This is a genomic window from Candidatus Magnetaquiglobus sp. (assembly GCF_058402785.1).
In genome coordinates, this window is record NZ_JBZVFG010000019.1 from 53,642 (window position 1) to 66,689 (window position 13,048).

The 13,048-nt window shown below is 61.7% G+C and carries 12 protein-coding genes and 1 pseudogene; 12 read left to right on the forward strand and 1 reads right to left on the reverse strand.

From position 1 onward, the window contains the following. Positions 1-15: 15 nt before the first annotated feature. From ACV4UY_RS08410 to secG, 12 genes are all read left to right on the forward strand, one after another. On the forward strand, positions 16-1,221 hold the full coding sequence (locus tag ACV4UY_RS08410; RefSeq protein WP_491607155.1) for a 1-deoxy-D-xylulose-5-phosphate reductoisomerase: 1,206 nt from the start codon (positions 16-18) through the stop codon (positions 1,219-1,221). Positions 1,222-1,225: 4 nt separating this feature from the next. Next, positions 1,226-2,323: an RIP metalloprotease RseP gene (rseP, locus tag ACV4UY_RS08415; protein WP_491607156.1), complete on the forward strand. Its 1,098-nt coding sequence runs from the start codon at positions 1,226-1,228 to the stop codon at positions 2,321-2,323. Between the two features lie 111 nt (positions 2,324-2,434). Then, positions 2,435-4,714 (forward strand): outer membrane protein assembly factor BamA, encoded by a 2,280-nt coding sequence (gene bamA, locus ACV4UY_RS08420; protein WP_491607157.1) that lies wholly within the window; start codon positions 2,435-2,437, stop codon positions 4,712-4,714. Positions 4,715-4,803: 89 nt separating this feature from the next. Then, positions 4,804-5,304, forward strand: coding sequence for an OmpH/Skp family outer membrane protein (locus ACV4UY_RS08425; protein ID WP_491607158.1), 501 nt, complete (start codon positions 4,804-4,806; stop codon positions 5,302-5,304). A gap of 19 nt (positions 5,305-5,323) precedes the next feature. Beyond that, on the forward strand, positions 5,324-5,791 hold the full coding sequence (gene fabZ, locus ACV4UY_RS08430) for a 3-hydroxyacyl-ACP dehydratase FabZ (protein WP_491607159.1): 468 nt from the start codon (positions 5,324-5,326) through the stop codon (positions 5,789-5,791). Further along, a complete protein-coding gene (lpxA, locus tag ACV4UY_RS08435; RefSeq protein WP_491607160.1) occupies positions 5,784-6,569 on the forward strand; it encodes an acyl-ACP--UDP-N-acetylglucosamine O-acyltransferase in 786 nt (261 codons plus the stop codon). Before fabZ ends, lpxA begins: the two co-directional genes overlap by 8 nt. 58 nt (positions 6,570-6,627) lie before the next feature. Further along, entirely contained in the window at positions 6,628-7,503 is an 876-nt protein-coding gene (locus ACV4UY_RS08440) for an LpxI family protein (protein WP_491607161.1), read from the forward strand. 380 nt (positions 7,504-7,883) lie between these two features. Then, positions 7,884-8,873, forward strand: a complete 990-nt coding sequence (locus ACV4UY_RS08445) for a Gfo/Idh/MocA family protein (RefSeq protein WP_491607162.1) — start codon at positions 7,884-7,886, stop codon at positions 8,871-8,873. A gap of 14 nt (positions 8,874-8,887) precedes the next feature. Continuing rightward, the gene (lpxB, locus tag ACV4UY_RS08450; protein ID WP_491607163.1) at positions 8,888-10,129 is read left to right on the forward strand and encodes a lipid-A-disaccharide synthase; all 1,242 of its coding nucleotides are present in this window, start codon (positions 8,888-8,890) and stop codon (positions 10,127-10,129) included. Between the two features lie 30 nt (positions 10,130-10,159). Further along, positions 10,160-10,525: a thioredoxin gene (gene trxA, locus ACV4UY_RS08455; RefSeq protein WP_491607164.1), complete on the forward strand. Its 366-nt coding sequence runs from the start codon at positions 10,160-10,162 to the stop codon at positions 10,523-10,525. 220 nt (positions 10,526-10,745) lie between these two features. Then, complete coding sequence (tpiA, locus tag ACV4UY_RS08460) at positions 10,746-11,528, forward strand: triose-phosphate isomerase (protein WP_491607165.1); 783 nt, start codon at positions 10,746-10,748, stop codon at positions 11,526-11,528. Positions 11,529-11,557: 29 nt separating this feature from the next. Next, positions 11,558-12,142: a preprotein translocase subunit SecG gene (gene secG, locus ACV4UY_RS08465; protein WP_491607166.1), complete on the forward strand. Its 585-nt coding sequence runs from the start codon at positions 11,558-11,560 to the stop codon at positions 12,140-12,142. Between the two features lie 589 nt (positions 12,143-12,731). Here the strand turns inward: secG and ACV4UY_RS08470 are convergent. Beyond that, positions 12,732-13,021, reverse strand: a pseudogene (locus ACV4UY_RS08470) (integrase core domain-containing protein); the annotation flags it as partial. Between the last annotated feature and the right edge of the window lie 27 nt (positions 13,022-13,048).

Sequence of the window (13,048 nt, forward strand, 5' to 3'; positions counted from 1 at the left end):
TCGCGGGGGGCTGTCGTGAAGCGGTTGGCGATCCTCGGCTCCACCGGCTCCATCGGTCTGAGCGCCTTGGATGTGGTCGCGGCCTGTCCAGAGCGGTTCGAGGTCGTGGCGCTGGCTGCGGGAAGCAATGTCCGGGTCATGGTCGAGCAGGCGCGGCGCTTCCGTCCGGAGGTGATCGCCCTGGCGGATGAACGGGCCGCCGATGCGGCGCGTCGGGCGCTGGCCGGGGAGTCGATCGAGGTGCTCTCCGGCATGGCCGGGGTGGAGCGGGTCGGGGGATGGCCGGAGGCGACCATGGTGCTGTCGGCCATGGTGGGCGCGGCGGGATTGCGACCAACCCTGGCTGCCCTGCGCGCCGGCAAGGATGTGGCCCTGGCCAACAAGGAGTGTCTGGTGATCGCCGGTTCCCTGTTCATGGCCGAGGCGGTCAAGGGCGGCGCGCGGGTGATTCCGGTGGATTCGGAACACAGCGCGATTTTTCAGGTTCTGGTCAATGGGCGGACCAGGCTCGATGTGGGCCCCCTGACGACCGAACCGGAGGTGCGGCTGATCCTGACGGCCTCGGGGGGACCGTTCAAGGGGTGGAGCCGGGAACGGCTTGCCGCCGTGACGCCCGATCAGGCGTTGGCCCATCCCAACTGGAACATGGGTCGCAAGATCACCATCGATTCGGCCACCTGCATGAACAAGGGGCTGGAGGTGATCGAGGCGCACCATTTGTTCGGGGTGGCGGCGGAGCGGATCGAGGTGGTGGTCCATCCGGAGAGCGTCGTTCACTCCATGGTGGCCTATGCGGATGGGTCGGTACTGGCGCAACTGGGGGTGCCGGACATGCGCACGCCGATCGCGGTGGCGTTGGCCTGGCCGGAGCGGATTTCGGCCCCGGTACCGGCGCTTGATTTGCCCGCCCTGGGGCGTCTGACCTTTGCCGGTCCGCCCGATCCGGAGGCGTTTCCCTGTCTGGGGTTGGCCTATGCGGCGCTGCGGGCGGGGGGCGTGGCTTCGGCGGTGCTCAATGCCGCCAACGAGGTGGCGGTGGCGGCGTTTTTGGAACATCGGATCGCTTTTCTGGATATCCCGCGTCTGATCCAGGGGTGTCTGGAACGGTCGCATGCAGAGGGAGACGGGGGATCCCTGGAAGGTTTGCTGGCGGTGGATGGTTGGTCAAGGGCTTGTGCCGAGGCGTGGATTCGCCGGCATGCGGATGGCGTGGAGCGGTAATCTAATGAGTACGGTCTTTTGGGCCATTGTGGTGCTGGGCGCGCTGATTTTCGTGCATGAGCTTGGCCATTTTTTGGTGGCGCGCCTGATGGGGGTGCGGGTGCTGGTCTTTTCGTTGGGATTCGGACCACGCATTGCCGGCTGGAGCCGGGGTGCGGGCGAGACCGAATACCGACTCTCGCTGATCCCTCTGGGCGGATACGTGAAGATGCTCGGCGAGAACGAGGAGGAAGAGGATGAGGAGGATCGATCCGGCCATCCGGTCGTGGTCGCCGATGCTCCGGATTCGTTCGCCAATCAGGGAGTGTGGTCGCGCATCGCCATCGTCTTCGCGGGTCCGGCGTTCAACTTCTTGTTCGCGCTGATGGTGCTGGTCATGGCTTTCATGCTCGGGGTGGGGGAGTTGCTGCCGGTGGTCGGCTCGGTGAGCCGCGGCATGCCCGCGGAACAGGCCGGATTGCGGGTCGGGGATCGGGTGGTGGCCATCAACGAACAGCCGGTGACCCGCTGGGAGGTGTTGAGCCAGACCATCAAGCGTTCCGAGGGGGTGCCGTTGCGTTTCACCGTCGAACGACCGGAAGGGCCGATCCTTTTGACCATCCAGCCCCGCGTGCAGGAGATGACCAATATTTTCGGCGAGACGGTGCGTACCTGGCTGGTGGGCATCGGACCGGGGAGTGGCACGGAGTTCGTCACCTACGGATTTTTTTCCGCCCTGGTCAAGGGGGTGGAGCACGCCTGGCGCATGACCGACATGATCGTCACCGGGGTGTGGAAGATCATCACCCGCTCGATCCCGGCGGATCAGATCGGCGGACCTCTGATGATCGCGGAGATGGCCGGCAAGACCGCCGAGCAGGGGGCGAGCAGCATGCTTTTCTTCATGGCGCTCATCTCGATCAACCTGGGCATCCTCAACCTGCTGCCGATCCCGGTGCTGGATGGCGGTCATCTGCTTTTTTTCCTGATCGAGGCGGTGAAGGGTTCGCCGCTCTCCGAGCAGGTGCGGTTGCAGGCCAATCGGGCCGGCATGTTCCTGTTGATCTTCCTCATGGCCTGGGCCATGAAGAACGATTTGACCCGGATCTTCTCCGACGGCTAGATCCCCCATTATTGAGCATGCGTTAACGGTGAACTCTTGCCCTGTCGGGTCATGTGGGGTATTTTCCTTGGATTGGTGTCCACGACTTGCCATGAGGACGAAGATCCGCGCATGTTTCCTATTCGTCGATTGTTGAAGATTCCCCTTGGCGTGGTGTTGCTGACCTTCGCGGCCAACGCCTGGACCGGCGAGGTGATCGATTCGATTCGTGTGGAAGGTATCCGACGCATCGAGGCCGATACGGTCAAAAGTCATGTCTCCGTGATTCCCGGACAACCCATGGAACCGGATGCGTTGCGCCGCAGCATCAAGGCGCTGCACGACACCGGACTGTTCAAGGATGTCGCCATCGAGCAGCAGGGACGGGAACTCCTGATCCGGGTGGTCGAGAACCCCACCGTCGCCAAGGTCACCTTCGAGGGCAACGACGCCCTGGGTACCGAGGAGTTGCAAAAGCTCGTCCACCTGAAACCTCAGGCCCTGTTCAACCGCTCCACCACCGAACGCGACCTCTCCGCCCTGCGCCAGGCGTTCCGCGTGAAAGGCTTCTTTTTGGCCAAGATCGACATGGTGGTCAAGAACCTCGATCAGAACATGGTCGATGTGGTCTACAAGATCGACCAGGGCGAGAAATCCCGCGTGCAGAAGGTGCGGATCATCGGCAACAAGGCCCTCTCCGAACGGCAACTCACCCGCAAGATGATGATCCACGAATCGGGTTGGTTCTCCTGGTTCACCGAAGACGACGCCTACGACCGCGACAAGTTGCAGTTCGACCAGCAGCAGTTGCGCAATGCCTACCTGGACGAGGGCTATGCGCGGGTGCATGTCGATTCCTCGGTGGCCGAACTTACCCCGGATCGCAAGGCCTTCGTGATCACCCACTCGGTGCGCGAGGGCGAGCGGTATCGGTTCGGCGCCATCGATGTCAAGGGGGATTTCGACGAACTGCCCAAAGCGCGTCTGATGGAAGAGTTGCGCGTGCGGCAAGGGGAGTGGTACTCCCGCGACCTGCTGCGCCAGTCGATCGAGAAGCTCACCGATCTGGTCGGCGATTTCGGCTATGCCTTCCTGGATATCCGTCCCCAGACCGTTTTCGACGACAAAGCCAAGACCATCGACATCACCTTCGAGGTGGTCAAGGGACGGCGTGTCTATGTGAACCGCATCGAGGTGGTCGGCAACACCCGTACCCGCGACAACGTGGTGCGTCGCGAGATCACCATGAACGAGGGGGATCGCTTCTCCTCCACGCAGATGCGTCGTTCCAAGAAGAACGTCACGGATCTGAACTTCTTCGAGAACATCGAAATCACCACCCCCAACACCGGCAATCCGGATCAGGTGGATGTGCGCATCAAGGTCGATGAAAAGGCCACCGGCACCTTCACCATCGGGGCCGGTTACTCGAGCATCGACCAGCTCATCGGTACGGCGAGCGTCAGTCAGAACAACTTCCTGGGTCGCGGCCAACGCATGGTGCTCTCGACCACCCTGACCGGCAACAGCACCCAGTTCGATTTCTCGTTCACCGAACCCTATTTCATGGACAAGAACCTCTCGGCAGGGTTCGACCTGTTCGCCAAGGAGTCCGATCGACGCCAGATGGCCACCTACACCGAAAAGGTCTACGGTGGGGCGTTGCGTCTGGGTTTCCCGATCTCCAAGAATCTGCGTGATCAGCTCAGCTACAACCTCGCCCAGATCGACATCGCCGCGGACAGCAACGTCACGTCGCGCTCGATTCTCGCCCAGGCGGCGCAGAGCCCTTACCTGCGTTCGATGGTCAGCAACAGCCTGGTTTGGAACGATGTCAACAACAACCTCAACCCCACCCAGGGGCGCGTCCATCGCCTGACCACCGACATCGCGGGGCTTGGCGGCGACATCAGCTTTGCCCGGCTTCTGGTGGACAATCAACTCTACCACCCCATCACGGAAGACGAGGAGTGGGTGGCGCATATCCGTGGTCGCGCGGGTTACATCAACGGTCTGGATAAGGACGTGCCGATCTTCGAGCGGTTCTATCTGGGCGGTTCCACGTCGTTGCGCGGCTTCAAACCCGGCGGTCTCGGACCGCGCACCCTGACCGAGGACGACGCCTACGGTGGTTTGCACTTCGAGCAGGTCAACGTCGAACTCTTCTTCCCGATCGGCAACCTGAGCGAAAAGGGGGTCAAGGGTGTGACCTTCGTCGATGTCGGCTATTTGGGAAATGGAGAACTCCCGGTGGATGTTCGCGAATCGGGTGGTATTCGTGCGGCGGCAGGCATCGGGGTGCACTGGAATTCGCCGTTTGGTCCACTGCGTCTCTCCTTGAGCCATCCTCTGGTCAAGGAGGAGTTTGACAAAACCAGAGTATTTGACTTTAGCATGGGGACATCCTTGTGAGCGCGTTATTCTTTTCAAACCGGATCAAGTCAGGTTTCCGTTCCATCTCCCGCAGAACGCTGGCATGGTCGTTGGCATTGGTTTTGGCCGTGGGATGTGGCCTTGTTTCCGCTCCGCTCGAGGCGGCGGGCGGCGGTACACCGGTGTTTGCCTATGTGGATGTGCCACGGGTGATGGCCTCGTCGTCGGCGGCCCAGCACGCGCGTGAACTGTTGAAGAAAAAGCTGGCATCCAAGCAGCGCGAAGTGGATGCCATGGAGAAGGAGATCAAGGATCTCAAGGCCAAGATCGAACAGGGTGGCAACGTGATGAATCGCGATGCCCGCGCCGATCTGGAGAACACCACCCGCAACAAGTTTCGCGAGTATCAACGGCTGGTCGAGGACAACCAGGCGGCGATCGATCGGGAGAACGGTGTCTGGACCAAAAAGATCACCGAGGCGCTGCGTACCGTGATTGAAGAGTTGGGGCGCGAAAAGGGGTATACGGCCATTTTTGGCAAGGGGCAGGTGCTGTTCGCCAATTCGACGATCGACATTTCGGATCAGGTATTGAACCGCCTCAACGAGTACACCAAGAAGTGGTTTTAACCCAGACAGGAGCCGTTCCGTGGAACCATGGCGTGAAATTCTGAAAACCCTGCCGCATCGCTATCCTTTTCTGCTGGTGGATCGGGTCGAGGAGGTGGTGCCGGGTGAGCGTCTGGTGGCGTTGAAGAACGTCACCTTCAACGAACCGTTCTTCGCGGGTCATTTTCCGGGCCATCCGGTGATGCCTGGGGTGTTGATCCTGGAGGCCATGGCCCAGGCCGGCGCCATGCTGGCCGGATACATCGATCCGGCGGCGGTGAAGGGTCGGCTGGTCTACTTCATGGCCATCGACAATGCCCGTTTTCGCAAGCCGGTGGTTCCTGGGGATCAACTGCTGCTGGAGTTGACGTTGCTCAAACGGCGTCGCGAGATCTGGCGTTTCGGCGGGGTGGCGCGGGTGAAGGGCGCGGTGGTCGCGGAAGCGGAGCTGATGGCCATGACCCGGGATGCGGAGACCGGTGGAGACGAGGGGAACGACCATGGCTGAGGCCGCGATCATTCATGCCACGGCGGTGGTGGATCCCAAGGCCGAGATCGGTGCCGGGGTGAAGGTTGGACCGTATGCGGTGATCGGTCCGAACGTGATTCTGGATGATCATGCCGAGGTCGGCGCCCACGCGGTGATCGATGGCCACTCCACCATCGGTCAGGGGAGTCGGGTCTTCAGTTTCGCCTCGATCGGGCAGCCCCCGCAGGATACCCATTACGCCGGCGAGCCGACTCGGGTGGAGATCGGCAAGGGGTGCGCGATCCGCGAGTATGTGAGCATTCATCGTGGCACCGAAAGTGGTGGGGGATTGACGCGGGTGGGCAACCACTGCATGGTGATGGCCTATGCCCATGTGGCGCATGACTGCCGGGTGGGGGATCATGTGATCATGGCCAACGGGGCCACGTTGGCGGGTCACGTCGAAGTGCAGGATTACGCGGTGATCGGCGGTCTGACCGCCATCCACCAGTTTGCGCGCATCGGGCGCAACGCCTTTGTCGGCGGGGCTTCGGCCATTTCGATGGATGTGATGCCCTATGTGTCCGCGGCGGGCAACCGTGCCAAGGTGACCGGGGTGAACGTGGTCGGATTGCGGCGTCACGGTTTCAGCGAAGAGACCATCAAGGCGATTCGTCAGGCCTATCGGATCGTGTTTCGTTCCAACATGCGCATGGAACAGGCGATCGAGGAGCTGGAGCGGCATCTTTCCCAGTTCGTCGAGGTGCAATCCATTCTCGAATTCCTGCAATCCGGCCAGAGGGGGATCTGTCGCTGACCGACTGGTTGTTTCGTATCGATCGTCACACGCTGTTTCTCTCTTCGAGTCCTCTTCCTTGAACGCGCGTGTCGGATTGGTGGCGGGTTCCGGGCAGTTGCCGTTGCTTTTCGCGCGTGCCATGCATCGCGAGTCGGAGTCGCGACTGGTCGCCATCGTGGCCCATGAGGGCGAGAGCGATCCGGCTCTTGCCACGTGCGCGGACCATCTCCTTTGGGTCAAGCTGGGACAATTTGAACGCATTTTGAGGTTTCTGCGCGAGCATGGGGCGCGGGATCTGGTGCTGGTGGGCGGCATTCGCAAGTCCACGATCTGGCGTGCGCGTCCGGATCGGTTGGCGTTGGGGATGGTGTTCAAGCGTTTGGTCGGCGGGATGGATGACGACCGACTGTTGCGTGCCGTGGCCGCGGAGTTGGAGGAGCGTGGTTTTTGTTTGCGTTCCATCACCGATTTCATGCCGGAGTTGCTGGCGCCGCGCGGGGTGTTGAGTCGGCGCGAGCCGAGCGAGGCGGAGTGGGCGGACATCCGGCATGGCTGGCGAGCGGCCAAGGGGTTGGGGGCCTTGGATATCGGCCAGGGGGTGGTGGTGCGGCGTGGCATGGTGGTTGCCGCCGAGGCGATGGAGGGGACCGATGCCATGTTGGCCCGTGCGGGCGGGTTGTTGGACGCGCGGGGTTGGGGTTGGTCTGGGGAGGGGAGTGCGGTGTTCGTGAAGGTGGTCAAGCCGATGCAGGACCGGCGGTTGGATCTGCCGACCATCGGGCCGGGAACCCTGGAGAGCATGATCAAGGCTGGGATTCGCGTGGCGGCGGTGGAGGCGGGTGGTGCGATGATCGTGGATCCCGAGGCGACCCGGAGTGTGGCGGATCGGCACGGGTTGGTGTTGATTGGCATCGATGCGGCGGATGTGGTGGAAGTGGCGGGTGGGGTGTAACCCTGTTGCGGGGGGCGAAACTCCCCGAAGGAGGTTCGAAGGCAGCGCCTCCGAGGTTTTGCTTTTGGCGCGCTCGACAAAAGAGCGTTTTTTCGCGCATGTTGCGAAACAACGTCGCGCGCGGTCTTCGCGAGCGTCGTTTCCGATTTTTGGAAACGACGCTCGTATTTTGCACGGCAGCCTTGCGGAAAACCACGCATCCCATGATGGTCGCGGTTTCACTTTGTCTTTGATGATGCGTACCCATGCAGGATCCCGCCAAAGGCAGGGGGGCTGAATGGGTGCAAATTCAACACCCCAGGGCTTCGCCCCGAACCCCAGCAGGGGCCATGGGCTCCTGGCCCCTGCTGGTTTATCGTTCTTGACGGGAGCGTGGTGAAATGAGCGACATGTCGGACTCCGAAGGTATGGCAGCGTTGCGGGCGGCGGTGATCGGCGTTGGATATCTGGGTCGGTTTCACGCCCAGAAATACACCCGCATCCCCGGTGTTCGTCTGGTCGGGGTGGTCGATCTGCATGGGGAACGGGCCAAACGGGTCGCCGAGGAGTTGAAGGTCGAGGCGGTGGAGGATTTTCGCGCGCTGTTGCCGCGGGTGGACATGGTTTCGGTGGTGACCGAGACCGAGAGCCACTATGCGGTGGTGCGTGCCTGTCTGGAGGCCGGGGTGCATGTGCTGGTGGAAAAACCGATCACCGCCAGACTGGAGGATGCGGACCGGTTGGTGGAGTTGGCCGAGGCGCGTGGCCTGATTTTGCAGGTGGGACACATCAAGCGGTTTCATCCGGCGGTGAGCGCGCTGCGGGAGTCGGGCTGGCTGAGCAATCCACGTTTCATCGAGGCGCAGCGTTTCGCGCCGTTCAAGAATCGCGCCCTGGATGTGGATGTGGTGCAGGATCTGATGATCCACGACGTGGATCTGATTCTCCATTTTGTGGACTCCGAGGTGGAGTCGATCGAAGCGGTGGGATCCGGGATTTTTTCCGGCAAGATCGACATCGCCAATGCGCGCATCCGCTTTGCCAACGGTTGCGTGGCCAACGTGAGCGCCTCGCGGGTGGCGCGGGACGCGACGCGCCGGATGCGGATCTTCCAGAAGGATGCCCTGTTCGACCTCGATTTCACCCGTCCTGGCTTGTCGATCCGGCGGCGGGGCACGGGGAACTGGGTGCTGGACGGGGTGACGTTTCCGGCCATCGAAGAGCTGGACGTGCCGTTGCAGAAGGTCGATGCCATGGAGATGGAGGTTCGGGCCTTTTGCGAGGCGGTGCGCGGTGGACGACCGGCGCTGGTGAACGGACGGGCCGGACGGCGTGCCCTTGAGGTGGTGATGGCGATTCGTGCGGCGATCGCCTCCTGGTCCGAGAGTTAGGGGATCGCGCGACCATGCCCAAGGAGCGGCCACCCAGGATCATGCTGATTGCTGGCGAATCCTCCGGGGATCACCTGGCCGGGGCGCTGCTGGCGGATTTGAGGGCCCACTTTCCGGACCTGGAGAGCTTTGGTGTGGGGGGCGCGCGCATGGAGGAGTCGGGATTCCGCTCCTTGTGCCATCTCAACGAGCTTTCGGTCATCGGACTGGTCGAGGTGGTGCGCCGGCTTCCGACACTCATTCGTCGTTTTCGGCAGTTGGTGGCGTGGATGCGTGAACGACGACCGGATCTGCTGATCACGGTGGATCTGCCGGATTTCAATTTTCTGCTCGCGCGGCGCGCCCGGATTCTGGGCATTCCGCGCATCCACTATGTGGGGCCGCAGGTGTGGGCGTGGCGCGCCGGACGGGTTCGCAAGCTGGCGCGGTTGCTGGATCAGTTGCTGGTGTTGTTTCCTTTCGAGGTATCGGCCTACGCAAATACCTCCCTGCCGGTGACTTTCGTGGGTCATCCCCTGGCGCGTCGGACCCTGCCGGGCGTGGCAGAGATCGGGCGGGTCCGTCGTGAGGCGGGCGTGGCGGCGGATGAGAAGCTGTTGTTGCTGCTGCCTGGCAGTCGTCTGGGGGAGATTCGCCGCCATCTCGGGGTGATGGTCGAAGCGAGCCGGCGGGTGGTTGAAGGACAGAGCCAGGTGCGTTGCGTGCTTGCCCTGGCCGACACCCTGAACGAGGCGGATCTGGCGGCGGTGATGGCCGAGGTGAATGAACCGGCCACGCGGGCTTTTTTTGCACGCATCGCGGTGCGGCGCGGCCAGACCCGTCTGTTGCTCGCGGCGGCGGATGCGTCGCTGGTGGCCTCCGGAACCGCGACGCTGGAGGCGGCCTTGGCCGGCGCGCCGATGAGCGTGATGTATCGGGTGAACCGCTTGACCTACGAGATCGGTCGGCGGGTGATTCGCGTGTCGCATATCGCCCTGCCCAATCTGGTGCTTGGTCGCGGGTTGGTGCCGGAGCGGATTCAGAGCGAAGCGACCCCGGAACGACTGGCCGAGGATGTGCGCTTGTTGCTGTTCGACGGGGTGAGCGCCGCGCGGCAGAAGGTCGGATTCGATGAGATCCGCGCGCGTCTGGCTCAGCCGCTCTCCCCACCGGTGGAAGTGGTGCTGAGCTGGTTGCGTGCGTTGGGTTTTGAGAGTAGACAAGAGACGGGTGTCCCTCGCCCCGCAGAGGGGTGCGGAGTGCCGGTTGGCGGGTGAGTGGCTTCTAACGAGACTGGAGAGCAATCGATGGCGACCATGGCCTTGAACAAGGATAATTTTGAAGCAACCGTCACCGGAAACGATATCGTGGTGATCGATTTCTGGGCGGACTGGTGTGGCCCGTGCAAGGCTTTCGCTCCGGTTTTCGATCGGGTGTCGGAGAAGTTTACCGATGTGGTGTTCGCCAAGGTGGATACCGATCGGGAACAGGAGTTGGCGCAGGCGTTCCAGATCCGTTCGATTCCGACCTTGATGATCTTCCGCGAGAGCACGATCCTGTTCATGCAGCCGGGCATGGTTCCGGAGTCGGCATTGGTGGATCTGGTGGAGCGGGTCAAACAGGTGGACATGGAAGAAGTGCGCAAGAATCGGGTGCCGGCGGATCAGGCCTGAGCCTGTTCCGGTCGCGATGTCGGCGCGTTTAAGGCAGCGTGGTGGGGAGATTGCAGGGGTGGAATCGGATCGGATCCCCTCTCATCCGACCCGTTGATGAGAAATAGGCGTTGCTTTTGACAAGTGGGTTGAATATACTCCAAAAGTTCAGGTGTCAGGCCTGAACCGGGTCAAAACCGGGTCTGTTCCACCCTTGCGCGGGCAGCGGGTTCCTTGAAACATGCGTCGCAGGATGCTGATCGTTGGCAACTGGAAGATGAACGGGCTGATCGAAACGGCCCAGGAACTCGCGGATGGCATTGTCGCGGGTCTGGGTGCGCGATCGGGTCGTTCGTTGCCGTGCGAGGTGGTGTTGTGTCCGCCGGCCACCGCGTTGTTGACCGTGCATCAGCGGTTGGGCGGTTCGGTGGTGAAGCTGGGCGGGCAGGATCTCTCCGAGCACGAGAGTGGGGCTCATACCGGTGAGATCTGCGGCATCATGTTGCGCAATGTCGGTTGTCGGCATGTGATCGTGGGGCATTCGGAGCGACGCGCCGATTGTGGCGAGGATGACGCCAAGGTGGCGCGCAAGATGGCGGCGGCGTTCCGGGATGGTTTGCAGCCGATCGTTTGCGTGGGCGAAACCTTGAACGAGCGGGAGCGCGGCGCCACGTTGGAGGTGATCGGGGCGCAGTTGGCGGCCCTGGTGCCGCATGTGCCCAGGGAGTTGACCAGGCGGCAGACGTTGGTGGTGGCGTATGAGCCGGTCTGGGCGATCGGCACGGGCCGCAACGCGGAGTTGGAGCAGATTCGCGAGGTGCATGGTTTCATGCGGCGTCAGCTCGAGGAAGCGTTCGGCGCGGATGCTGCGCGGATGCGGTTGTTGTATGGTGGATCGGTGAAGCCGGCGAATGCGGGGTCGATTTTTGGTCTCGAGGATGTCGATGGTGGCCTGATTGGGGGCGCGTCGTTGAAGAGCGCCGAGTTTCTGGCGATCATCGATGCGGTGCCGGAGAAGTTTTGATCGTTGTTATTTCATAGAAGGGTCTTACGATGACACTGATTGTGACGGTGTTGCATATCCTGGTCTGCATGGCCTTGGTGTTTGTGGTATTGCTACAGAAGGGGAGTGGCGCGGACATGGGCGCGGCCTTTGGTGGCAGTTCGCAGAGTCTGTTCGGCGCGCGTGGTTCCGGGGATTTTCTGAGCAAGTTGACCGCCGGTTTGGCGACGGTGTTCATGATCACCAGTCTGACGTTGGCTTTTTATTCGACTCGTCCAGGGAACGAGCGTTCGGTGATGGACGTCGCGCCGGCGACCTCGGCTCCGGCCAAGCCGGCGGCCCAGGATGCGGTGCCCGTCAAGGTCAAGGAGGCGGAGTCCGGTCCGCCGGTTCCGGCCAAGAGCGCGCCGAAGAAGCCGGAGGGTGGTGTGAGCGATGCGAGTGGTGGCAAGCCTGTGCCGCCCCCGCCGGCGCCGAAGGAGGAGACCGCCAAGCCGCCGCAGCCGGCCAAGCCCGCCGAGGCCAAGGTCGAGCCGCCGAAGCCCGCCGAGGCCAAGGTCGAGCCGCCGAAGCCCGCCGAGGCCAAGCGTCCCGAGCCGCCCAAACCGGCGGAGCCGGCCAAGAAGGAGCCTTGAGCGCGCTTTCTGGCGCGATGAAAGATTGGAGGTCGTCTGCTGTTTGACGCGTTCCAGATGGGCGTTTTGCGATCCCAGGATACCCGGAAGCTTGGTCTTTCCGGGTTTTCTGTTTGTATGCGCCCGGTTTTGTGAAATCTGAACGTGTATTTGTTGGACTTTAGCGCTTCATGCGGTGCTTTACGTTAACCTGGCCGGTCGAGATGGAAATGAAATCCACTCCTGAACCGTCCATACATGGTCAGTGAGGCCAGCAGCCATGGCTGGTGTTCGGGGGTTCCCATTTTTCATTTTCGCCCTTGGTGTGTCAAGCGACACGAACAATTGCCTCCCTGGCGACGACATGAAGAATTGCCCCCCTCCCGGTTACGCTGGTTGATGGTTGGTCGCCAGAAGCCCGGTCTTCAGCAAGCCGGAACGTCGTTTCTCTCGAAGTCGCTAGTGGCTCAACCGGGCTGATTTGACTATCTTACGATAATCATTTGCTCTCCTTGCCAAAGGGTATGATCCAGCAAGGAGTTTCAGAAATGGCAAAATATGTTGTTCGATTGACCGTGTACTTGTCAAGACTTGATCTGACAAATGCGACCTATGCGACAGCCCGTTTGTCTGTCTGATGAAGTCGCTCTAAAATCTTCCCCTGAGCCAGTTTCCTGGCATCCAGGAAAGTCTGCATTGGGGTCTTGCCGTAGCAGTACCTGCCAGAGTGAACCCGTTCATTGTTGTACAGATCGATCCATGCATCCAGATCCGTTTGCAATTCATCCAGGCTGGTGAAACCTTCTTGCGAAACTCGACGCTGTAGAACTCATCCAGTAGCGTTTTGTGAAAACGCTCGCAGATGCCGTTGGTCTGTGTTGGTTCAGCGGGACATGGAGTTTTAGATTATTTCCGTTAGCTACATTG

Coding starts and splice junctions, on each gene's coding strand:
- rseP (WP_491607156.1), top strand. CDS start 1,226: ATGAGTACGGTCTTTTGGGCCATTGTGGTGCTGGGCGCGCTGATTTTC.
- bamA (WP_491607157.1), top strand. CDS start 2,435: ATGTTTCCTATTCGTCGATTGTTGAAGATTCCCCTTGGCGTGGTGTTG.
- lpxA (WP_491607160.1), top strand. CDS start 5,784: ATGGCTGAGGCCGCGATCATTCATGCCACGGCGGTGGTGGATCCCAAG.
- ACV4UY_RS08445 (WP_491607162.1), top strand. CDS start 7,884: ATGAGCGACATGTCGGACTCCGAAGGTATGGCAGCGTTGCGGGCGGCG.
- lpxB (WP_491607163.1), top strand. CDS start 8,888: ATGCCCAAGGAGCGGCCACCCAGGATCATGCTGATTGCTGGCGAATCC.
- trxA (WP_491607164.1), top strand. CDS start 10,160: ATGGCGACCATGGCCTTGAACAAGGATAATTTTGAAGCAACCGTCACC.
- tpiA (WP_491607165.1), top strand. CDS start 10,746: ATGCGTCGCAGGATGCTGATCGTTGGCAACTGGAAGATGAACGGGCTG.
- secG (WP_491607166.1), top strand. CDS start 11,558: ATGACACTGATTGTGACGGTGTTGCATATCCTGGTCTGCATGGCCTTG.